The sequence below is a fragment of the Tichowtungia aerotolerans genome (genome assembly GCF_009905215.1).
GTDB lineage: Bacteria > Verrucomicrobiota > Kiritimatiellia > Kiritimatiellales > Tichowtungiaceae > Tichowtungia > Tichowtungia aerotolerans.
Genome location: NZ_CP047593.1, coordinates 240,203 through 263,708 on the forward strand (window position 1 = coordinate 240,203; position 23,506 = coordinate 263,708).

A 23,506-nucleotide genomic window follows, 5' to 3' on the forward strand; every position below is an offset into this window, starting at 1 on the left:
AAGAAAATTCAACACGACCTCTTCCAATGTCTGGAAAAACCGCAGAAGAATCCGGAAAACGGCTGGATGCCTGGCTTGCTGAAAGTGAGCCGGGCCTGTCGCGTTCGCGTTGGCAGGGCCTGATAAAAAACGGGAAGGTCACCGTAAACGGCGGTTCCGTGAAATCGAACTTTAAACTTCGCTCAGGAGACTTTGTGGAATGGACGATTCCGGATCCGGTTCCGACCGAAACCCTTCCCGAAAATATTCCCCTGGACATTCTGTTTGAAGACCGCCACATCATCGTGGTGAACAAACCCGCCGGACTGGTGGTGCATCCTGCCGCAGGGAATGAGAACGGAACGTTGGTCAATGCCCTGCTTCACCACTGCACCGACCTGACCGGTATCGGAGGCGAAGAGCGCCCCGGTATTGTTCACCGGCTCGACAAAGACACCAGTGGCGTCATGGTGATCGCAAAAACCGAAACCGCCATGGCCGAACTGGCGCGGCAATTTAAAAAACGGGAAACAGAAAAAGAATACCTGGCAATTGTGCGCGGCGCACTGCACCCGTCATCCGGCTACATCGAAACAACCATTGGGCGACACCCGATCCACCGAAAAAAGATGGCAGCCAACATCAAGCGGGGCCGGCGGGCTGTGTCGAATTACAAAACCGATGAAAAACTAAAAAACGCATCACTGCTGCGCATCCGCATCGAAACCGGACGGACCCACCAGATCCGGGTGCATATGGCATTTTTAAAACACCCGATTCTTGGAGACAAGCTCTACGCACGCCGTCAACCGACCGATACCTGGCCCGACCGACAAATGCTCCATGCAGCCAAACTGTCGATCATCCATCCCAATACGCGCAAAAAAATGACGTTTCAGGCTCCTTTGCCGGCAGACATGAAGGCCCTGCTTGAGCAACTCAGAATTAATCCTTCTGAGAAATCCCAATTACCTTACGAAACTCAATCGCCTCAGACGCGAGGATAAATGCCAGTGGCGGCATATCTTTGGTCACTTCCATCAGCGAACCATAATAGCGGCTGTAATCTTCGAGAGTCTCCTCTTCACCCGGCGGACGCATGCCCATAAAAACCAACCCGGCATCTGCTGACGATTGGCGAATAATATCGAAATAGCTGGGAAGCTGCTTGATCAGCACCTCTGCTTCCGCAGGAATCCGCTGTTCTTCAATAAAGGTTCCCAACCGTATCTGAGCCGCCTCGCGCTCCGCTTCGGTTTCGACAATGGTTTTCACGACCAGCCTGGACTGCCGCCATGCCGGACTTTTCTGAACCTGATAGGCTAACGTAAGAATCAGGCCGATATTGGATGCGTTGCCCCCCCACCAGACATCAATCGTATCCGCCTCTTCAGGCACTTCATTCTCGCTTTCCCGGAACAGAATCAGATTGCGGTTGGTTCGACAAACCAGACGTATCAGTTCCGCAAAGCCTTCAAAATTCGAACGGTTTTCCGTGTCACCCAGCAGGATGGTGTTGGGCGTCAAGGGTCCATACCCATAGGCGCGCACCAGAGATTTTGCCCCGGTCAGCATATCCGGGGCCGGAAAAATCTTAACCAGCGCATCCACTTCACGCTTTCGCAGATACTCCCGCAGAGACTCTTCCGTGCTTTCCACTTTCTCTGCGGACCAGTCTTCTACCGGCAGGATGCTCGCCACCGTCAGGGCGCTGCTGTGCCGCGCCAGAGAGTGGGCCATTTCCACCAGATGCCAGCGCGATCTGGGTGAGCCGCTCAGCGCCAGAATGCTGGGCCGCCACGTCCGTTCATCCGGCTTCAACCGGCTGAGCCGCTGAACGGCAAAGCGAACCAGCAGCGTTAAAATGCCGTAACGCATGTCCGCCCAGTGCGCATTGAGCTGCCGGCGTTTAATTAAATAGAAAATAACAGAGGTTACCAAAATCGCAATCAGGGTGGCCCCGGCGTTGATCATCAGCATCACAGCAAAACAGCCCGCTGCCCCCAGCAGGGAAATACCGCACGGCACATTGAACTTCGGCCTCCACGCCGGACTTTCAATCAGGCCCTCCAGTCCCGCGGAGAGGTTGAGGAGTCCATAGGACAGCAAAAAGAACATCGACAGAATCGGGGCAATCAGATTGAGATCCCCCAGCAGAACAGCCGCCAGAGCTACGATAAATGAGAGGATTGTGGCAATGCGCGGATCCGCTTTATCTTTGCCAAAACCGCGGCCGATAAACCGTGGAATCACACGATCGCCCGCCAGCGCCTGCAGCATGCGCGGCGCGCCGAGCAACGACCCCAACGCACTGGATAGCGAGGCCGCAAACACCCCGATCACTATCAGAATGCCCCAGCGCGCCATCGTCGACATAATGTTCAGGTCCACCAGAAGGACATCCAGATTGGACACCTTCATCGACAAGAAGATCGGAAGCGCCATATAGACCAGATAGCCCGTTACAATGGCGGCCAATGTTCCACGCGGAAGCGACTTCGCGGGGTTCTTCAGATCCCCTGACATGCCAAGTCCGGCCTCAATCCCGGTCACGGCCGGGAAAAACACAGCAAAAACAACCCAGAAACTTTCCCGGGCCGGAACAACCGTTTCGGCAGACAAAGACAGTGCATCCGGAGGAGGAGACCCCATGAAAAACGAAACCAGCGACAAACCAATCGCGACCAGGATTCCAAACTGAACTTTCAATGCCAAATCCGCCGAGATCGTCGCCAGCACGGTCAACACCGTCAGGGTTCCGGCCGAAATCACCTTGGCCACGACCGCCGCATCCAGCATCGGCAACGGATTCCCCAGTGCCATCACGGCTTCAGTAAACCCGGCAATATAAAACGCCACCCCAAAAGCGCGCGCAAAAAAAAGCGGCAGCCCGATGGCCACTCCGGCCTCCAGGCCAAGCGAACGGGATATAATGTAATAAGCGCCGCCGGTTCCCACCTTCATATTGGTGGCCATCGCCGAGATGGACAACCCGGTCAGGAACGTAATCGCCGTGGCAAGCGTCACGATCAGCAGGGTGGCAGGCAGTCCGACACTGCCGAGCACCCACCCAAAGCGCAAATACATTACAACACCGAAAATCGTCAGAATGCTCGGCGTGAACACGCCCTTGAACGTACCAAATGCGTATCCCTGTTTTTTTTCGTCTTCAGCCATAACCGTTTCCAATCTCTGGATAAATCCTGAGGGAAGTCTTCCAGACCAATCAAAAAAAGGAAAGCAATTCGATATTCCTTGTTCCTCATTCGGCACATCCTATATTCTGCTCACTTATGACCGATCGCGAACAATTTCTGGACAATGTGACCGCCTTCCTCGAATACAAAAAAGAGGAAGGGTTCCAAACATTGGAAATCTCGCCGGAAACCCGCGCAATGCTTGCGCCGGCCAAACAAAAACCGGCCGCTGCAAAGCCGAAACCGGCCGCTCCGGCCTATCGACCCGCCCCGCCGGCGCCTGACCCTGAACCCTCTCAGGCACCAGGCGACGACATTGTAGTCACCGGAAAAACTCTCGAAGAAATCGCAAAACAGATCAGCACCTGCACCGGTTGCGGACTGCACGCCTCGCGCAACAAAACCGTGCCCGGCGAAGGAAACGGTCATCATCCCGACCTCATGTTTATCGGCGAAGGCCCCGGCGCGGACGAGGATGCGCAGGGCCGCCCGTTCGTCGGTGCCGCGGGCCAGCTGCTCACTAAAATGATCGGAGCAATGGGCTACACCCGCGATCAGATTTTTATCGCCAACATCGTCAAATGCCGCCCTCCGGGAAACCGGGTTCCCCTGCCCGACGAAATGAGCGCCTGCACCCCGTACCTGCTCAAACAGATTGAGCTGATCCAACCGAAGATCATCATCGCGCTTGGCAAAACCGCCGTTGAGGGACTTCTGCATAAGCCGGTGGCCATCACCCGCTTTCGCGGAACATGGTGCAAATATGAAGGCATCGATCTGATGCCGACCTTTCATCCGGCCTACCTGCTTCGCTCGCCTGGCAAAAAACGCGAAGCGTGGGATGATCTCCAATCCGTCCTTGCCAAACTCGGGAAAACACCGCCCCAGAAAAATTAAAACCAAACGACCTCAAAGCCCATCCTGCTCCATTGATCACTTAATGGAACGAGATGCGCTCTGAAAGGCCGGCCTCCTGACAAACAGATATCGGGACCGGTCGCAGCGCTGCTTCCCGACGGATGGAGCGGCACAATTTACGATCAAAAACCTTCCAAACCTTGGAAAAATCGGGCAAAAAGACGGATCAGTTTTAGAGGAAAAAATCTATGAGCACTCCAGCAGGAAATTTTATTCATGACATCATTGATGCGGACCTGGAATCCGGAAAACGCAGCGAGGTGGTTACCCGCTTCCCTCCGGAGCCCAACGGCTATCTGCACATTGGGCACGCCAAAGCCATCTGCCTCGATTTCGGGACTGCGCTGAAATACAACGGGCGCTGCCACCTGCGTTTTGATGACACCAATCCGACCGCGGAAGACACCGAATATGTGGAAGCAATCAAGGAAGATGTCCACTGGCTCGGCTTCGACTGGGGCGAGCACCTTTACTGGGCATCGGATTATTTCGAACAGATGTATGAATATGCCGTGCAGCTTATCAAGCAGGGCAAAGCCTACGTCTGCGACCTGAGCGTGGATGCGTTCAAAGAATACCGCGGCATTCCGACGGAACCGGGCAAAGAGCCGGAAGGCCGCCAGCGGTCGATCGAAGAAAACCTTGAGCTGTTTGAAAAAATGAAAGCCGGCGAGTTTGCCGACGGCGCTTATGTGCTGCGGGCCCGAATCGACATGGCCTCCCCCAACCTGCACATGCGCGACCCGGCCATTTACCGCATTAAACATGCGTCGCACCATAACACCGGCGACCAATGGTGCATTTACCCGATGTATGACTTCGCCCACTGCATTGAAGACTCCATTGAAGGTGTCACTCATTCGCTGTGCACGCTCGAGTTTGAAGTGCATCGCCCGCTCTACGACTGGATTCTCAAAGAGCTCGAGGCCTACCAGCCGCAGCAGATCGAATTTGCCCGGCTCAACCTCACCTATACCGTGATGAGCAAACGCAAGCTGCTCGAACTGGTACAGAAAAACCTGGTCAACGGATGGGACGACCCGCGCATGCCCACCCTGTGCGGCATGCGCCGCCGCGGCTACCCGGCCCAGGCCATCCGCAACTTCTGCACCGAAATCGGCATCACAAAAACGGAAAGCCTTTCTGATGTCGCCCTGCTGGAACATCACGTGCGCGATATCCTCAACGAAAAAGCGCCGCGCCGCATGGCGGTACTCGATCCGCTGAAAGTGGTCATCACCAACTATCCGGAAGAGCAAACCGAGACCTTCGACCTGCCGAACCATCCCAACAATGAGGAGGTGGGCACCCGCAGTGTTCCGTTTACCCGGGAACTGTTCATCGAGAAAAGCGACTACCTGGAAGATGCGCCGAATAAATACAAACGCTTCACCATTGGACGTGAGGTTCGTCTGCGCGGGGCCTATCTGGCCACCTGCAATGAAGCTATCAAAGATGCGGACGGCAATGTGATTGAACTGCGCTGCACCATCGACCCCGAATCGAAGGGCGGCTCTGCTCCAGACGGACGCAAAGTGAAAGGCACCATCCACTGGGTCTCGGCAACTGAAGGCGTCGAAGCCACAGTACATCTCTACGACCGCCTGTTCGGATGCGAAAACCCGGCCGCCGAAGAGGCGGACTTCAAGGAACTGCTCAATCCCGAGTCACTGCAAACTGTGACCGGCATCGTCGAGCCGGAAGCCATTTCCCAGCCGGGTGAGGCCTTCCAGTTCGAACGCATCGGATACTTCTGCATCGATAAAGATTCGACGGCAGACGTTCCGGTCCTGAACCGCACCGTAGGCCTGCGCGATTCGTGGAACAAATAGTTTCCGAGCAAACCCATAAAAAACGGCACAACCTGAACAGGCGGTGCCGTTTTTTTGCATTAAGACTGCTTTTTAGGCCAAACCTTCCGCGACAAGATCGCCGACCTCGGTGGTCGAATATCCCATTTTACCGGCAGCGAGGCCTTTGAGCTTATTGGCGGTGATGTCCGCCACAACGGCTTCAATCGCATTCCCGGCTTCGGCTTCGCCGAGCTCTTTAAGCATCATGGAACCGGCGCAGATTGCGGCGAGCGGGTTGATGACGTTCTGTCCGGTGTATTTCGGTGCAGAACCTCCGATCGGCTCGAACATACTGACCCCTTCCGGATTGATGTTCCCGCCGGCGGCGATGCCCATGCCGCCCTGCGTCATCGCGCCAAGGTCGGTGATGATGTCGCCGAACATATTGGTGGTGACGAGCACATCAAACCATTCCGGGCTTTTGACCATCCACATGCAGGTGGCATCGACATGGTAGTAGTCGCGGCGGATATCGGTGTAGTCGGCGTCGCCGACTTCGTGAAAGGCGCGCTCCCACAGATCAAAGACATGGGTCAGCACATTGGTCTTCCCAACAAGCCCCAGCGTGTTTTCATTGCCGACACCTCGCGATTTTTTTCCGGACTTGCGGGCGTAGTCGAAGGCATAGCGCAGGCAGCGCTCCACCTGGAAGCGATTGTAGATCATGGACTGAACAGCTACTTCGTGCGGCGTTCCCTTCATGGAAATCCCACCGGCTCCGGTGTAGATGCCGCCGGTGTTTTCACGGACGATCACATAATCGATTTCTTCCGGCCCTTTGTCCTTAATCGGCGTTTCAACACCGGGGAAGAGCTTGACCGGACGCAGGTTGATATACTGGTCGAGTTCGAAGCGAAGCTTGAGCAGAATGCCTTTTTCAAGGATGCCGGGTTTGACCTCCGGATGGCCGATGGCGCCGAGGAAAATGGCGTCATGCTGACGAAGATCGTCGGCCGCGCTTTCCGGAAGCACTTCGTTGGTGCGCAGATAACGGTCTCCACCGTAATCATAATCCGTAAAGTCGATTTTGAATCCGAATTTATCCGCCGCGGCTTTCAGGACTTTCACGCCTTCGCGTGCCACTTCAGGGCCGGTACCGTCTCCGCCAATTACAGCAATGTTGTAGCTTTTGCTCATAACCAACTCCTTTGGTTCGAAAAACGAAATGAGCACGAAGAAAGGATAATCCCGCGGAGTTCCAATCCGGAAGCGGTCAAATCTTGCCGAGCAATGCGCCGGCGGCTTCCAGATCAGCTACAGTCCGGATCTTCAGGTTCGTGCGGCTGGATACAACGAGATGAATTTCCTGACGGGATTTATCGAGCAGAGCGGATTCATCATCAACCAGTTTCACGCCGCTTTTCAGCATCTTACTAAACACATCGCGCTTAAACACCTGAGGACTCTGAGTGACCCAAACGCTGTTGCGATCCATCGACTTCGTGACTTTCTGCCCCTTTTCAGCAAATTTGACCGCATCCGGGCTGCGGAATGCCGCAACGGCTGCGCCGTAGCGTTTTCCCGCCTTGACGGTTTCGGAAACAACAGCATCCTGAATAAAGGGTCGGGACGCGGAATGAACCAGAACAGCGGTTGCATCTTCCGGAAGCTGACCCGCCGCTTTTTTAAGGTTGCTCAACCGGGTTCCGGAACCGGCGACCAGACTTTTTATTTTTTTGATTCCATACGAACGAATCACCTGAAGCGCATTGTCCACCCGCTGTTTTTTAACGACCAGAATGATTCCATCGACCAGATCATTCTCCTGAAGGGTGAGTAATGAATGAGCTAAAACCGGCCGATCACCCAATGCGAGAAATGCAACATCCACTCCGGATGTAATCTCCTGCTCTTTTCCACATGCTAAAACAATTGCCCATACTGACATTGACTGCCTCCTTTCGGCAAACTGTCCGCAGGAAACATGTATAGACAACCTGCGGTATTGCAGGAATTTAGCAACAAGCCACCGGCCTGTCAAAGAGTTCAGGTCTCAGAAGGGGTCTCTTTTCCGGCCGAAGCATCAGTGTCCTCTTCGGAAGCGGTCGCTTCTTCTGGCTCCGGCGCGGAAGAACCGGCCTTTTCTTCATCTTTCGCAGGTGTTTCGGACTCCGGCAGCTTTCCGTTTTTAAGATCTTCGGGAATTTCTCCGGTTTCGAGCATCTGCATGACCTGATCGCCGTCAATCGTCTCGTATTTGATGAGGACTTCAGAAATCAGCTCCAGCTTATCGCGATTATCTTCCAGAATTTCCCGGGCGGTATCATGCGCCTCATTGAGAATTTTATTAATTTCCTCATCGATCAGCTCCGAGGTCTTCTCGCTGTGGCTTTCCGTCCGGTTGACTTCGCGGCCCAGGAACATCAGCTCCTGATTGGAACCGAAATTACGCGGTCCCAGAGTGCTCATTCCAAACTCACAAACCATCGCCCGGGCGATATTGGTGGCCCGTTCGATGTCGTTCTGAGCCCCGGTGGTTACATCATTAAAGATGATCTCTTCAGCGACACGCCCCCCCATCAGGCCGATCAGCATCCCCATCAGGCGGGTGCGACCCTGTGTATAGCGGTCTTTTTCCGGCAGCTGCATAGTGGCGCCGAGCGCTCGGCCACGAGGAATCACAGTGACTTTATGCAAGGGTTCGGTCTGCTCGGTTTTGGCGAGCACAATGGCGTGACCGGCTTCATGGTAGGCCGTCAGCTTTTTCTCTTCGACATCCAGCATATGGCTGCGACGTTCACGCCCCCAGGACACTTTATCGCGCGCCTCCTCGAAATCCTTCTGTTCAACAGACTCAGCACCACGACGGGCGGCCAGCAACGCGGCCTCATTGACCAGATTCATGATGTCAGCACCGGAGAAGCCGGGGGTTCCGCGCGCAACCTTCGTCAAATCGACGTTGTCGGCCAGCATAATGCGCTTTACGTGAATTTCCAGAATCTCTTCGCGGCCTTTCAGGTTCGGCAGGTCGATGAAGACCTGACGGTCAAAACGGCCGGGGCGCATCAGCGCCGGATCGAGCACGTCCGGACGGTTGGTTGCGGCAATAATAATAATGCCTTCGGCCGTATCAAACCCGTCCATTTCCACCAGGAGAGCATTGAGTGTCTGCTCGCGCTCATCGTGCCCCCCACCGATTCCGGTAAAGCGGCTGCGGCCGACCGCATCAATCTCATCGACAAAAATAATGCACGGCGCATTTTTGCGACCCTGCTCGAACATATCGCGCACCCGACTGGCACCGACTCCGACAAACATTTCGACGAAATCCGAACCACTGATCGTGAAAAACGGAACGTCGGCCTCACCCGCAACAGCTTTGGCAATCAACGTCTTTCCGGTTCCGGGAGATCCGGCCAGCAGAACCCCTTTCGGCATTTTTCCGCCAAGACGCTGAAACTGTTTCGGGTTTTTAAGGAATTCGACCACTTCCTGCAGCTCTTCTTTGGCTTCTTCCACGCCGGCGACATTGGCGAAAGTGATCTTGTTTTCATCATCCTTCTTCATCAGCTTGGCGCGGCTTTTCCCGAAACTCATGGCCCGGCCGCCGGCGGTGCGCATCTGACGGAAAATGAAAAAGTAAATAATGATAAATCCGATAAAGAACGGAGCCACATTCCAGAAAACCGGCCAGAAGGTCGACGGCGGAGTCACTTTGAATTTAACCTCGTTGGCCTGAAGCATCTTAAACAGGTCCTCGGTGATGACCACGTCGACATAAAACGCCTTCGGCTTCCCGGTGGACGGATCAATCTCGGTGAGCTCTCCGGTCACATGGTCATTGCCGCTCGCACCGCGGACAATCTCACACTGGATGATTTTACCGCTTTTTACGTACTGAAGAAATGTGGGGTTGTAATCGATTCTGCTGTCTTCAGTCTGCTGCTGCTGAAACATGTTCAAAACCACCATCACCACCGCCATCAGCAAAAACCATACGGCAAAACTGCGCATCGGCATCGGAGGCTTCACCTGCGGCATCTTTTTGCGATCATTCGGATTCTTCGGCGGCACGGGTTTCTTTGTCTTTGGTTCCATAAATCTGCGTCCTTCTTTTTCGGGCGAAGAGGAAGATAACCACGAAAACTGAGAAAAGGCACCAAAAAATAACCATTCATGCATCTTCACTCTATTCGCTTATGTTTCGGGTTTATTTTCTTTGGGTGTCCTGTAGACTGCGCCCCGTTATGAGAATTAATCCTTTTAAAGCATGGCGGCCGGCTCCGGAAAAAGCCGGGGACGTGGCATCGGTACCCTACGATGTGGTGAATACGAAACAGGCAGCGGCACTTGCCGAAGGTAATCCAGACTCCTTTCTGCACGTGGTACGGGCCGAAATCGACCTGCCGGACGGCACAGACCTCTACAGCAACGCGGTCTATGCCAAAGCCAACGAAAACCTGCAGCGCATGATGGCCGACGGCACACTCATCCGCGAAGAAGCCCCCAGCTTCTACCTCTACAGCCAGCAAATGGGCGATCACCTCCAATACGGAATCGTCGCTGGATGCCATATTGAGGATTACGAAAACGGCCTGATCAAAATTCATGAAAAAACCCGCAAGATCAAAGAACAGGACCGTACCCGCTACGTGGATGAGCTCAACGCCAACACCGGCCCGGTCTTTCTGACCTGCAAGGACAGCGACATCGTCGGCAGCCTGATGGAACAAATCGCCGCCACCAAACCGCTCTATCAATTCACCGCGACGGACGGCATCACCCACACGGTTTGGAAAATTGAGGAAACCGGAGCCTTCGCCGCGGCCTTTGCCGAAGTGCCCGCTTTTTACGTCGCCGACGGCCATCACCGTTCTGCCAGCGCCGCAAAAGTCGGCGCCATGCGCCGCGCAGCCAACCCCGACCACAACGGTTCCGAACCCTACAACTGGTTCCTCGCCGTAATCTTTCCGGAAAGTCAGCTTAAGATTCTTCCTTATAACCGTGTTGTGCTCAGTCTCGGAGACCAGACCGCCGATGAATTTTTCCAGGGTTTGGAACAATCGTTCTCGGTTGAGGCCAACGGGCAAAAAGAGCCGTCCGCCCCCGGATCGGTCTGCATGTACACTGATGGCAAATGGTTCGAACTGACCCCCAAAGAATCCATTCCAACGGATCCGGTCGGTTCGCTGGATGTCAGTATTCTGCAGGACCGCGTTCTGGCCCCCCTGCTCGGCATTGATGATCCGCGCGAAAGCGATGACATCGACTTTGTCGGCGGCATTCACGGCACGGCCGAACTGGAACGCCGCGTGAACGAAGGCGAAGCGGTTGTCGCTTTTTCACTCTACCCCACCACGATCGCCCAGCTGATGGACGTGGCTGATGCCGGACTGCTGATGCCGCCGAAAAGCACCTGGTTCGAGCCGAAGCTCCGCTCCGGACTGCTGGTCAATACGCTGGACTAAACCGGATCAAACAATCATCGTTGACTGGCTCCCGACTCTGTCGGGAGCTTTTTTATTGTCCCGCGACTTTATCGGAAAACTGAATATCATAGAGATATTTATATTTTCCGTCCTGCAGCAGGAGCTCATCATGCGAGCCCTGCTCCACAATTTTACCCTGATCCAGCACCACGATGCTGTCGGCATGGGCAATGGTGGAAAGGCGGTGGGCAATCACAAAGACCGTCCGATCCTTCATCAACTCGTCCAGCGCCTCCTGAACCAACCGCTCCGACTCGGTATCCAACGCACTCGTCGCTTCATCCAAAATGAGAATCGGCGGGTTCCGCAGCAACGCACGGGCAATCGCCACGCGCTGCGCCATTCCGCCGGAGAGCAGCGATCCCCGTTCGCCAATCACCGTATCGTAGCCATCCTCCAGCTTCATAATGAACCGATGGGCATTGGCGCGCCGCGCAGCAGCCTCAATCTGCTCGCGAGAGGCATTGGGCGAGCCGTAGGCAATATTGTCGGCCACGCTACGATTAAACAACACCGTGCTTTGCGTCACCACGCCGATCTGCTCGCGCAGGGAATGAACCGTGTACTGGCGAATATCCTTCCCGTTCACGGAAACGGAACCGCCGGTTACATCGAAGAAGCGCGGAATCAGATTCACCAACGTGGTCTTGCCGGCACCGGAACTTCCGACAAACGCAATACACTGCCCCGCATGCACATCCAGACTGACCCCATCGAGGATCATTTTTTCATCGTAGGCGAAGGATACATTCCGGAACGTGATATCTTGCACACTTCCGTTAAACGGAACCGCCTCCGGCATATCTGCGATGGCGTTCTCAACATCCAGAATCTCGAATACGCGTTCCGCTCCGGGGGCGGCGCGCTGAATGCGCATATGGATCTGGCTCAGCTTCTTCGCGGGTTTGTACATTGACAACATGGCTGCCGCGAATGACACCAGCAACGCCAGTGAGAGATCGTTCAGAAAGGCATACACGACCACCCCGGAAAGTCCGATCGACGAAAGAAAGGTAATGATCGGCTCGTTCAGAGAACGTGCGCGCGTCTGTTTCATCGCCATTTTAAACATGCGCATGTTCGACAGATTAAACCGGGTAGTTTCCTCTCCCTCCATCTGGAAAGCCTTCACCACCAAAGCGCCGTTAATGGATTCCTGCGCCGCCGAAAGCAGATCGCCGGAACTCTCCTGCCCGCTTTTCGAGGCCTTGCGAACTCGACGCCCCAGCAGCGCCACCGGCACAATACAGACGGGAAAAACCACCAGTGCCATAATCGACAGCTTCCAGTCGAGCACCACCATGGCGCCAATCAAACCAATCAGCGTGAAGGGTTCGCGGATGATATCGCCAATCACATTGGTCACCAACTGGGCCAGCAATCCCGTATCGCTCGTCACACGCGAAATCAGGTCGCCCGTCCGGCTCTTTCCAAAAAACTGGATCGGAAGCGAGTGGATATGCTCAAACAGCTTGCTGCGCAAATCGGTAATCACCCGATTGCCCACCCACTCGACCAGATATTTACCGCCAAAAAAGACAATACCCTGGAAAAGAGTCACCGCCATCAGAAGCACGACGGTTAAAATAATGCGATCAAGGCCGATGTCGCCAGCCTGCCCCTCCATATCACCACCTGCCACCGAAGCGATGCCCGCCACGCTCATCTCTTCTCCGGAAATGCCGCCCAATGCCCACCGCATCACCACGATCATCGCGCCCATCGCCCCGCCATGCAGCATGCCGCAGACAATGCCCACGGCCAGCCGCAGACAATAAGGGCGCACAAAAGGAAAGAAGCGTTTATAGATTTCGAATGACTCGACCGGCTTGTTGTCTCTGTTTTGCATTCGCGACATACTCCACAAACCCACTCCAAACGCAACGCAAAAAGGCGTACACTCCAAACGCACAATCCGCTCGAAACAACTTCAAACCGTGCGTCATAAACTGCTAACCTCCCCCGCATGCACATTATCCAAATTCTGCCGGAACTGAACCAGGGGGGCGTCGAGCGCGGCACGGTTGAATTCAACCGCGAGCTCGTAAAACGCGGCCATCAATCCACCGTCATCTCAAACGGCGGCGAACTGATGCCGCGTATTGAAAAAGACGGCGGCCGGCATGTGTTGCTCGATGTCTCTTCCAAAAACCCCCTCACCTTTTTTTCCCGAGTCTTAAAACTTAAAACCGAACTCTTAAAGCTGGATGCAGATCTTCTGCACGCCCGCAGCCGCGTTCCGGCATGGCTGTGCTGGTTTGCCAACAAAAAGCTCAGAATCCCATTCGTCACCACCGTCCATGGCTTCAACAGCGTCAGCAAATACAGCGAAATCATGGTTCGCGGCGACCGGGTGATCTACGGAAGTTCAGCCATCAAAGACTACATCCTGAAAAACTACACAACAGATCCCGCCGTCCTGCGCTATGTACCGCGCGGAATCGATATGGATCATTTTGACCCGGCCCGGGCAAATCATGACTTCATGGCCGGATTCCGCAAACAGCACGATCTCGAAAACCGCTTTGTCATCACCATCGTCGGCCGCATTACCGAATGGAAGGGGCACGACTGCTTTATCCGCGCCCTGGCCGCAGTGCAGAAGAAACACCCGGAAGCGGTTGGCGTCGTGGCCGGCGGCATCTGGCACGGTAAAGAGGACTATTTCCAGTCCCTCCAGCAACTGGCTTCTGACCTTGGCGCCGATATTCGTTTTACCGGCTCACAATCCGAAGTACGCGAAATCTACGCACTCAGCAACCTAGTCGTCTCCGCGGCCTCAACCAAAGCGGAGACATTCGGCCGCACCGCGGCGGAAGCACTCGCCATGAACACCCCGGTGGTCGCCAGCGCCCACGGAGGTTCGCTCGATATTCTGATCGACAGACAAAACGGACTGCTGTTCGAACCGGGCAACGACCGGGATCTGGCAGAAAAGATCGAACAGGCTCTGCAGATTCAGTTTAAAAACATGCGCGAGCATATCCTGGAAAACTTCAGCCTCGCCCGAATGACTGAAGATGAACTGGCTGTTTATCATGAATTAATCGATACAGCCGGGCTCAATCAATAACACTCAGCGCCTTCATCAAAGCATCCGCCACCTTGTCATTCGCATAAAACCTGTTATACAAGGCGCGAGCGGACTGCCCTCTCTCCTCAAGCATTTCAGGATGCTTCGCCCACTGACGAACCGCATTTGCCAGCGCCTCCGGGCTGGCGGCAGGAATCCAGGCAACACCGCTCCTGCCTGCCTCGCGCACATCCTGTGAATAAACCGGCGAATCCATTGTGATAATCGGCCGCGCACACGCAATTGCCTGATACAATTTATTCGGGATAACCCGGGAGGCCTTGGGAGTATCTCCGAAAATTCCGAGTAAGATATCGGCCTTTCCAATCCGCTCCGCAAGCTGGGAGCATGGGACCCAGTCTTCAAAAGAAACGTTCGCAAGATCGACCGAAGCGCGCTCGCAGTTTTCACGCAATTTCCCCTGACCCACGAAAGTCCAATTCACCTCTGGGACAAGGCGTGCAGCCTCCACAATAAACCGAACTCCCTGCAACGGAACAAAACTTCCATAAAACAAAACCTCGACCGGGCCGGCGGGCGCACGACCCGGCTGCGGAACAAACAGCTTTTCCTCCGCCCCGACCGGAACGATAAAAATGCGAGCCGGATCAGCGCCCAGTTCTTCCGAGAAAAACCGGGCATGTTCCTGAGTATCGGCAAGAACAATCCTTGAAGAACGAAACATACCGCCTTCCCAACGGCGCAACCGTTCTGCTCGAAAACTTCCCTCCGCCAGCTTCCGGTTTTCAAAAACCCGTTTGTCGTAACTGCTGATCAGGGGGTCGAACAGAATCGGAACGTTCAGCCGGCGGGCATACCGTTTGGCTGCATAAAAATCGCGTTGCCGGAAATTAGGAACCCAGATCAGGTCGGGCCGGGGCATACGCTTCAGCAAGGCCTGCAGATCGCCCACCGAAGACCAAGAGGGATGAAAATCCACAACTTCCCAGCCGTTATCATGCAGCAAATCTCTCAAAATGCGATTGCGAGAATACCCGGGATTAAACCGCCCCCACCATAATACTGTTTTTATCTTATCCATAAAATCAACTCTTCACGCAAGACAACGGCTCTTCGCCATTAAAAACATACTACTAATTAAAACTATCCTCTTGCACTGCACTCCAGCAAACAGGATCATGCGGACCCCATATTTTCAACGTAAAAATCATGACGACAAAATCAATTGAATATTTTTTTGTTTAACACACAGGATTAAACAACATGAAAGTAATGGTAGTAAAAGACAGAAACGTACTGAACACAAAGTTTCTGGCCCAGTTCGTCAACAGTTTATCCAGCATCGGCCACGAAGTTCATGTCGTCTGCGACAGCTACCGGAAACCCGGACAGGGCGTTGTTCTTGATGAAAATGTGACGTTCACAAACCTGAGTGCCCGAACAGACAACGCGCTTAAGAATTTTTATATCCAGCTGCGCAAACACCTGACCATTCCGTCCTTCCGGTTCCAAAAACTCATTCAGGCCGAAAGACCGGACGTGATCATCTGCTATTTTCTGGTCGATCTGTTTAACGTCTGCTTTCTGCAGAAGCATAGCGTGCCGGTCATCATGATGAATCACAACTACCCGCCGGTTGTGTTCGACCGCCTCAAAAAGAAATCCAAATTACGGCAGCGCATATACAAAGAACTGATCGAAGAAGCCGATGTGCTGCAAGTGCTCAATAAAAGCTTTGAGAGCACCATTTCGCCTTACTATGACGTCAAAAAAATTGTCACTATCGGCAATGCAGTTGTCCAAATTCCACCCAAAAAAAGGGCCCAGCTTGATCAGCCGAAAAATAAAATCATTTACGTAGGGCGAATCGCAAAGAAAGGCAAACGTCAGCACCTTATGATCGAAGCTTTTGCAAAAGTAGCCGACAAGTTTCCAGACTGGACCGTAGAGTTTTGGGGGCTCGAAAAATACGGTTCCTACAAACAGGAACTACTCGACCTAATCACAAAATACGGTCTGGAAAAAAATGTATTCATTAAAGGCTACAGCCAGAATATCGAAAACGAATACCGCAATGCAGACATCAATGCCTTCCCAAGCCTGCATGAAGGGTTCGGGCTCGGTCTGGCTGACGGAATGGCCATGGGGCTGCCCAGCATCGGATTTAACTATACGCCGTCGGTTAACGAGCTGATCCGTGATGGCGAAAACGGCTATCTGGTCAGCGACGCCGATGAATTTTCAGAGAAACTGGAACTGCTTATGAGCGATAAAGAACTGCGCAAAAAACTGGGAGCACAAGCTGCCGAAGATATGAAAAAGTTTGCTCCTGAAAAAATCATAGCTCAGTGGGATCAGCTGATTTCTGATACCACTCGCGCATTCCGCACGGATTTCTGAAAACAACAACCGGTCTACTATTTAGGCGCATCTTCCGATACCGCAGACTTCAACCCCAATAACAGCAAAAGACGCGTTATAAATTTCCCCAAATGCTCCGTTCGGCTCAGAACAACAGCCCGATAGAGCATTGTTTTCGCTGTGAATAAAATCCTGTTCCAATCGTGCTCAGAATAAAGTTCGGGTGATTTCTTTTTCAAGTACAGCACATCCCGGACCAGCACCGCTTTTGCAAACAGCGATCGCTGGGCAAAGATTGGCCGGTCAACCCCAGCGCAAATATTCGATCCATGTACCCGATAATACACCATTCCACTGGATACAGCCCCCACCCCCATTCCGCTGATAAGCGCGCGATAGCCCAAAATGATATCTTCAACCATTACTCCTTCAGGAATCGGCGGAAAATCAGTAAACAGTTTCTTATTCCACATCGCAGTGCAACCAGGCCCGACAACAAATCGCCCTTTCTTTGAACGCCGAATCCATTGATTCGGCCCTCCTGCCACTACATGATCTTCTTTAAATGTTCGTGGCTTCCAGTTTCCTGAATCCTGGAATGTGCCGGAAAATTCATGATACATCCCAAAGACTCCGCCCAGCTCGCCATTTCTGAAAATGATCTCCATGGATCTATTCACGCGCTCCGGAACTGAAACATCATCCCCGCCGGCCAAAACCAGATAATCACCCTTCGCCATGGCCGCCACACGGTCCACATGCGCGCCGAGTCCCAAATTCTTTTGGTTTCTGTTTAAAATAATTTTATGAGGACCTTTATACCCCTCGACCACGTCGCACATCATCGCAAATGTCTTATCGGCAGAGCAATCATCAGAAAGAATAATCTCCAGCGGCTGATACGTCTGCGCCAATGCAGCCTCAACCGCCTCCTTCACAAATCGCTCTTGATTGTAAGCAAGCACAACAAATGAAACCAACGGTCGCTCTATATTAAAATTGTCCATTGAACATCTCTCGATTACCTTACCCACACTTACTTTGAATATATACAATCTTTTAGTTTTAAAGAAAAACATTCACCTATAAAATGATATTGTATCCCCCGATCGGAAAGCTTAAAAATCATCTCCCACACGCAATGTCACCGAACCTTCCTTACCTGAAGAGGAAAACATACAAATGGGAATCGATAATGCAACACAAACTCTCAGACATACAAAGCAATAACGTGGGAATGCACACAAACATCTGGCAATATTGCGTTGTCTTGCCTGGCGCGGTTATTGGAGACAACTGCAACATTTGCTCCCACTGCTTTATTGAAAATGACGTCATTATTGGGAACCGCGTCACAATCAAGTGTGGCGTTCATCTTTGGGACGGCATTACGATTGAAGATGATGCCTTTGTTGGCCCGAATGTCGCATTCACGAATGACAAATACCCTAAATCTAAACAGCATCTGAGCTCATTCCCCGCAACCATAGTCAAAAAAGGAGCTTCTATTGGAGCAAATGCCACAATTCTTCCCGGCATAAGCATTGGCACAAATGCTATGATTGGAGCTGGTGCTGTTGTTACAAAAGATGTCCCCCCCTATGCAATTGTTAAGGGAAATCCATCCAAAATCACCGGATATACAAACACACAACTGAATGAAAGCGAACAACCTGCCGTCTCCCCTCATGATTTTGACAATGATTCAGTTCTATTCCAATTAACTACAGCCAGTGATATCCGGGGAGACCTCATCGCTGGAGAATTTCCGAAGCACCTTCCTTTTGAGCCTAAACGAATATTTCTGGTGCATGGCGTACCCACAGGAAAAGTTCGCGGAGAGCACGCCCACAAAGATTGCCATCAATTCCTGATTGCAACACATGGGACGCTGAATGTCATCCTCGATGATGGAACATCACGCATGGAATACACACTCTCCTCACCAAATATGGGCCTCTATATCAAGCCGGGCGTATGGGGCATTCAATACAAATACTCTGCAGACGCCGTCTTATTAGTACTGGCATCGCACACATACGACCCCAGTGACTATATACGGAACTATGATGCCTTTCTCAAGTGGAAGCAGGAAAACTCATGACAATTCCCTTTCTAGATTATAAAGCGGTTAACCAGCCTTACTTTGAAAAAATTGAGGAAGCAGTCAAACGCGTCCTTAGATCAGGATGGTACGTTCTGGGAAAAGAAGTGAGTGCATTCGAAAAAGATTATGCCTCGTACTGCGGAACTAAGCATTGTATTGGCATCAGTAGTGGACTGGATGCGCTCGTACTCGTTCTCGAAGCCTGGAAAGAAATGGGCAAGGTAAAGGCCGAGGACCAGGTAATTGTCCCCGCAAACACCTACATTGCATCTATTTTAGCAATATCGAAGGCGGGACTGGACCCCGTTCTCGCAGAACCAGACATATACTGCAACATTAACCCCTCCGAAATTGAAAAACTGATCACCCCGAAAACCAAAGTTATTATGGCCGTGCACCTTTACGGACAGTGCGCCGACATGGATGCGATTAACGAAATTGCAAAAAAACACGACTTGCTAGTCATGGAAGACTCAGCCCAGTCTCAGGGCGCAACCTATAAAGGAAAAAAAGCTGGCGGACTCTCAAACGCAGCCGCGCACAGCTTCTATCCCGGAAAAAATCTCGGGGCAATCGGAGAAGGCGGAGCAGTCACAACCGATGATCAAGAATTGGCAACAACCATTTCGCTTCTTAGAAACTATGGATCTGAGGTTAAATACCACAACCAACTAAAGGGCCTAAACAATAGACTGGACGAACTTCAAGCAGCCATTCTTCGTGTTAAGCTGCCCTACCTTGACCAAGACAATGCAAAACGAAAACTGATTGCAGACACCTACCTTAAAAAAATACAAAACCCAAAAGTCTCACTGCCTATAATTGCCGAACACGGGACACCAAACTGGCATTTATTTGTCGTAATGACCAAAGACAGAGAAAGCTTTATCCAGCACTTAAAAGCAAACGGAATCCAGACAGCCATTCATTACCCAATCCCTCCTCACAAGCAACCCGCCTATTCAGAATGGAACGATCGCAGCTACCCCGAAACAGAACGAATCCATAAAGAATGTGTCAGCCTGCCGATTAGCCCTGCCCACACACTCAAAGAAGCTGTATTTATTGCAAACATAATCAATAACTTCTAATGAACGTCATCAAAAAAATGATTCAGAAACTGGCCGACAAATCGGCCAAACTGAAATGGTCGAAATATCATCTGTGCGCATGCCTCACAGCATGGCTACACGATGGACAATTCCTAATGGGAAAAGAGTGCCGACTTCAAGTTCCCCTGAAAGTGAACGGAAAAGGCCGCACTAAGATCGAAAATCAAGTTCGCCTTGGTTATCACCTCGCCCCCAAAACAGGCCGCGGTGAAATTCTTATTCAGGCCAGAACGCCCGAAAGCGAAATCATCATCGGAAAAGGAACTGCTCTCAGCAACAATATTGCACTGATTTCCTGCTCAAAAATATCAATTGGTACAAACTGTAACATAGGCGACCAGGTTTCCATATACGACACAGACTTCCACGAAATCTCTCCAGAAACACGCAACAACTCTGCCGGAGAAACCCTCCCTATAAAAATTGGCATGAATGTATGGATTGGAAGCCGAGTTATTATCCTAAAAGGTGTAGATATCGGCGACCACTGCGTAATAGCGGCAGGCTCCATCGTCACCAAGTCGATCCCGGATCGTTCATTGGCGGCAGGAATCCCTGCCAAAATCATTCGAACCATTTAAAGAAACCACTCATGCACCACGCCTTACTCATTGCAAAAAAGCAGATCGGAAAGCTACGGCTAAGACTATCAAAAGAAACCACACCGACAGCAATCATTATGGTCGATGGCGGTTTTTGCTCTGTTCTTTTGAAATATCTGATTGGACGCTACATCGAATGCACATACGGAATTCAGGTTCTATACGACCTAACCTGGTTCCAAAAAAATGGCCTGGACTGTGACGGAAAATTCACTCGCAAATTTCAGCTCACGCAAGTATTACCAGATCTAAAATTTCCTATAGCCACAGAACAAAAGATCCATTTCTTCAAGCGTTTCTTTTACAAACGCAACGCTGCTCCGTTCGTATTTAACGAAAATCTAGGCGAACCGCATGCCTACTGGGACGGATACTTTGCCAACTGGAAATATTTTGAGGCGATAAAAGACACAGCCCTCAAGGAACTGGATGTCGAAAAAATCCAGCTAAACACGGTCAATCGAAGAGCTCTCGACCAAATTAAAAGCAAAAAAATATCTGTGGCCGTTCATGTCCGGCGCGGAGACTTCATTAACTCCGGACTTTGTATTTTAACGGCGGACTACTACTTGGCAGCAATCCAACACATCCGCGAAAGATTTGCCCCCTGCGACATACATTTATTTGTCTTTTCTAATGGAATGGAGTGGACCAAAGAACACATTCTGGAGCGGATGCCACAAGCCGTTTCGTATACAACGGTAGAAATCAACGACAATGATCACGGCTACTTTGACTTAAGGCTGATCGCAGAATGCGATCATCAAATCTCATCAAACTCCAGCTTTGGCTATTGGGGGGGATTGCTCAACAAAAACCCGGATAAAATAGTGATCGTCCCCGACAAATGGATGCCCGACACATACACATCCGGAAACAAAAAAGCTCTCATCAACTCCGAGCATGCGCACCGGGTGCCAGGCTGGACTGTATTTTCGACTGAGACATATAACCCACTGGGTGGCTAGCCAGCAAAACACAGTCCAAATATTAATGATGCCACGACTTCTTTTTACGTATTTTTTTCTGAAAATAGAGATACCTGTTTTTTAATTGCCTTCTACGGGAGTAAAAGTTCTGAACATATTCACCTACCCAGTTCTGGACAGATTTATTCTTCTGTATAAATTTGCGGCAAACATTTTGCCCAGGATCTGAATCAACCTGTATTACAGTCACGCGATCCAACTTACAAATACACGGATCTATCCTTTCGTCACGGACAGCAACAACCAACAAGTCTACCTTAGCGTTGGAGAGTTTGGTTACGACGCGGAAGAAACGATCGATCTCCTCCTTGAGCCGATCAGCGTCTGTTAGCACATAATGTATAAAAAGGATTCGGTCAGCTTCCCCTAACCACTCGTAAATACGCTGGATTCTTCGCTCATATTTGGCCCGAACAACAGGAAGAACCTGTTCAATTGAAACATGTTCTGGGAAATCATGGTAAAAATCAAAATAATAGTTTTTATGTGCCACAACATGCGGCATCCCCTCTTTCCGACGTAATGCATCCGGACAAAAAAGCCTGTCAAACTGTCTTTCAAGCAATCGGCTCACACTGTCCAAATCCGTCATAACCCAGTCAAACGGTAACGATCCGTCACGCAGCCCACGTCGCTCCAGTTCTTTTGCAACACTGCAAAATCCGCCGATCGGAATGATTCTACTTTTATTTCCCATCTCAAACAGCCCTCTTAAGTCAGCCTCTTATCTTATCCGTAGTTGTTTTGCCCCGACAAGCCCTGCCTCCCATAAAACCCAAGGCATGTAAAAAACCGGACCGCCACGGCCTTCACCGGCTATTAGAATGAACTACTCCCGTCTCAAAACACCTGTTATTCCTTTAAACATGCGTGCTATCTTACAAGCCCGATGTTAATACATCTTGACGTTACGATCCGTCATGGGACATGACGTAAAAGCACTAGCTTGAATTTCGCGACAAAGGTGATCGATGAGTTTTGATTCTTTAATAAAATTTGGATACAATCTGCTTTACAGGATGAAATTCTATGAGGCCAGACTGATATGGTATCAGTTTTTCAACACCATCTCTCCCCTGAAATCGGAAGAAATCCGGCGCAAGATCGACAGCGCAGTTCACGAAAAGCGCTGCTCGACTGTCGCCGAGAAATATCTGGAACGCCTTGAAAAGGATGAACATTTTGAGCATTTCAAATCTCCCCCAGCGGGAGAGAAAATAATCTGGCAGTGTTGGTTTCAGGGGGAAGAAAATGCGCCGGAGGTCATCAAGAAGTGTTTTGAAACAGTCAAAAAATTCTGTGGAGATTATAAGAGGATTGTTTTGTCCGAAAAAAACATTCATGAGTATGTTGAGTTTCCCGACTTCATACTCAAGAAATATGAAAAAGGAATCATCTGCAAAGCTCATTTCTCAGATCTGCTGAGGGTATACCTTCTCTCCGAATATGGAGGTGTTTGGCTTGATGCGTCCGTATACCTCATCCGCCCCATCCCGGAAGATATCTTAGATGCCGATTTTTTTGTTTTCAAAAGACCGAAGACCAAACCGAACTCCAGAATAATAGGAAATTGGTTCATTGTCTCAAAACCTCACAGCATTCTGATCGAAATGATCAAGGAAAGCCTGACTCTTTTTTGGAAGGATGAGCACGACGAAATCGATTACTTTATTATGCATTATCTATTCTCGGTTGCTGTCAGGAAAAACAGCCTGTTTCAGAATGAGTTTGAAAAAATCCCGTTTTACTCCAACCGCAAGCCGCACCGGTTCGACCGGCTGCTTCACAGCAAAACGGGCTATTCCGACTCTCGGTTACGCAAATATCACAACGCTTTTTTTTGCCAGAAGCTGTTTCATCGACATCCTCTGGCTGGAGAACTGCTTAACCGAATCAACAAACTCAATTTGAACTGAGGAGTGCGT

Annotated in this window: 18 protein-coding genes and 3 pseudogenes; 13 read left to right on the plus strand and 8 right to left on the minus strand. The window is 51.4% G+C overall.

Going from position 1 to position 23,506, the window contains the following annotated elements:
- The first annotated feature begins 26 nt into the window (after positions 1-26).
- A complete protein-coding gene (locus GT409_RS00925) occupies positions 27-986 on the plus strand; it encodes an RluA family pseudouridine synthase (protein WP_160626107.1) in 960 nt (319 codons plus the stop codon).
- Here the strand turns inward: GT409_RS00925 and GT409_RS00930 are convergent.
- Entirely contained in the window at positions 925-3,156 is a 2,232-nt protein-coding gene (locus GT409_RS00930; protein WP_160626108.1) for an APC family permease, read from the minus strand. The genes GT409_RS00925 and GT409_RS00930 overlap by 62 nt on opposite strands.
- Positions 3,157-3,272: 116 nt before the next feature.
- Here GT409_RS00930 and GT409_RS00935 point away from each other — a divergent pair, with 116 nt between their 5' ends.
- A complete protein-coding gene (locus GT409_RS00935) occupies positions 3,273-4,073 on the plus strand; it encodes a uracil-DNA glycosylase (RefSeq protein ID WP_233231582.1) in 801 nt (266 codons plus the stop codon).
- Positions 4,074-4,282: 209 nt separating this feature from the next.
- Positions 4,283-5,926, plus strand: a complete 1,644-nt coding sequence (locus GT409_RS00940) for a glutamine--tRNA ligase/YqeY domain fusion protein (protein ID WP_160626109.1) — start codon at positions 4,283-4,285, stop codon at positions 5,924-5,926.
- Positions 5,927-5,998: 72 nt separating this feature from the next.
- Here GT409_RS00940 and GT409_RS00945 read toward each other — a convergent pair whose 3' ends face one another.
- The 3 genes from GT409_RS00945 to ftsH form a co-directional block, all read right to left on the minus strand.
- Positions 5,999-7,084, minus strand: a complete 1,086-nt coding sequence (locus GT409_RS00945) for a 3-isopropylmalate dehydrogenase (RefSeq protein WP_160626110.1) — start codon at positions 7,082-7,084, stop codon at positions 5,999-6,001.
- 76 nt (positions 7,085-7,160) lie between these two features.
- Positions 7,161-7,835 (minus strand): IspD/TarI family cytidylyltransferase, encoded by a 675-nt coding sequence (locus tag GT409_RS00950; RefSeq protein ID WP_160626111.1) that lies wholly within the window; start codon positions 7,833-7,835, stop codon positions 7,161-7,163.
- Positions 7,836-7,933: 98 nt separating this feature from the next.
- On the minus strand, positions 7,934-9,901 hold the full coding sequence (ftsH, locus tag GT409_RS00955; RefSeq protein WP_408647956.1) for an ATP-dependent zinc metalloprotease FtsH: 1,968 nt from the start codon (positions 9,899-9,901) through the stop codon (positions 7,934-7,936).
- A 233-nt stretch (positions 9,902-10,134) separates the two neighbouring features.
- On the opposite strand from ftsH, the gene GT409_RS00960 reads away from it, so the two are divergent.
- Positions 10,135-11,355, plus strand: coding sequence for a DUF1015 domain-containing protein (locus tag GT409_RS00960; RefSeq protein ID WP_160626112.1), 1,221 nt, complete (start codon positions 10,135-10,137; stop codon positions 11,353-11,355).
- A 52-nt stretch (positions 11,356-11,407) separates the two neighbouring features.
- On the opposite strand, the gene GT409_RS00965 is transcribed toward GT409_RS00960, so the two are convergent.
- Positions 11,408-13,225: an ABC transporter ATP-binding protein gene (locus GT409_RS00965; RefSeq protein WP_160626113.1), complete on the minus strand. Its 1,818-nt coding sequence runs from the start codon at positions 13,223-13,225 to the stop codon at positions 11,408-11,410.
- Positions 13,226-13,342: 117 nt separating this feature from the next.
- On the opposite strand from GT409_RS00965, the gene GT409_RS00970 reads away from it, so the two are divergent.
- Positions 13,343-14,449 carry a glycosyltransferase family 4 protein gene (locus GT409_RS00970; protein ID WP_160626114.1) on the plus strand — a complete coding sequence of 369 codons (1,107 nt, stop codon included), beginning with the start codon at positions 13,343-13,345 and terminating at the stop codon, positions 14,447-14,449.
- On the opposite strand, the gene GT409_RS00975 is transcribed toward GT409_RS00970, so the two are convergent.
- Positions 14,439-15,491, minus strand: a complete 1,053-nt coding sequence (locus GT409_RS00975) for a glycosyltransferase (RefSeq protein ID WP_160626115.1) — start codon at positions 15,489-15,491, stop codon at positions 14,439-14,441. The genes GT409_RS00970 and GT409_RS00975 overlap by 11 nt on opposite strands.
- Positions 15,492-15,673: 182 nt before the next feature.
- Between GT409_RS00975 and GT409_RS00980 the strand changes: the two genes are divergently transcribed.
- Positions 15,674-16,810 carry a glycosyltransferase gene (locus tag GT409_RS00980; protein ID WP_160626116.1) on the plus strand — a complete coding sequence of 379 codons (1,137 nt, stop codon included), beginning with the start codon at positions 15,674-15,676 and terminating at the stop codon, positions 16,808-16,810.
- A gap of 17 nt (positions 16,811-16,827) precedes the next feature.
- Here the strand turns inward: GT409_RS00980 and GT409_RS00985 are convergent, their stop codons facing one another.
- A complete protein-coding gene (locus GT409_RS00985) occupies positions 16,828-17,778 on the minus strand; it encodes a glycosyltransferase (RefSeq protein WP_160626117.1) in 951 nt (316 codons plus the stop codon).
- Positions 17,779-18,008: 230 nt separating this feature from the next.
- On the opposite strand from GT409_RS00985, the pseudogene GT409_RS16080 reads away from it, so the two are divergent.
- From GT409_RS16080 to GT409_RS01005, 6 genes and pseudogenes are all read left to right on the plus strand, one after another.
- Positions 18,009-18,086 (plus strand): annotated as a pseudogene (locus GT409_RS16080) (N-acetyltransferase); the annotation flags it as partial.
- 171 nt (positions 18,087-18,257) lie between these two features.
- A pseudogene (locus tag GT409_RS15975) lies at positions 18,258-18,401 on the plus strand (DapH/DapD/GlmU-related protein); the annotation flags it as partial.
- Between the two features lie 90 nt (positions 18,402-18,491).
- Positions 18,492-18,875, plus strand: a pseudogene (locus GT409_RS15980) (sugar 3,4-ketoisomerase); the annotation flags it as partial.
- On the plus strand, positions 18,872-19,969 hold the full coding sequence (locus GT409_RS00995; RefSeq protein ID WP_160626119.1) for a DegT/DnrJ/EryC1/StrS family aminotransferase: 1,098 nt from the start codon (positions 18,872-18,874) through the stop codon (positions 19,967-19,969). The pseudogene GT409_RS15980 and the gene GT409_RS00995, both read left to right, overlap by 4 nt.
- A gap of 17 nt (positions 19,970-19,986) precedes the next feature.
- The gene (locus GT409_RS01000; RefSeq protein ID WP_160626120.1) at positions 19,987-20,571 is read left to right on the plus strand and encodes an acyltransferase; all 585 of its coding nucleotides are present in this window, start codon (positions 19,987-19,989) and stop codon (positions 20,569-20,571) included.
- 11 nt (positions 20,572-20,582) lie between these two features.
- Positions 20,583-21,560, plus strand: coding sequence for an alpha-1,2-fucosyltransferase (locus GT409_RS01005; protein ID WP_160626121.1), 978 nt, complete (start codon positions 20,583-20,585; stop codon positions 21,558-21,560).
- 22 nt (positions 21,561-21,582) lie between these two features.
- On the opposite strand, the gene GT409_RS01010 is transcribed toward GT409_RS01005, so the two are convergent.
- Positions 21,583-22,278 (minus strand): DUF1796 family putative cysteine peptidase, encoded by a 696-nt coding sequence (locus GT409_RS01010; protein WP_160626122.1) that lies wholly within the window; start codon positions 22,276-22,278, stop codon positions 21,583-21,585.
- A 274-nt stretch (positions 22,279-22,552) separates the two neighbouring features.
- On the opposite strand from GT409_RS01010, the gene GT409_RS01015 reads away from it, so the two are divergent.
- Positions 22,553-23,497, plus strand: a complete 945-nt coding sequence (locus GT409_RS01015; protein WP_160626123.1) for a capsular polysaccharide synthesis protein — start codon at positions 22,553-22,555, stop codon at positions 23,495-23,497.
- The last annotated feature ends 9 nt before the right edge of the window (positions 23,498-23,506 follow it).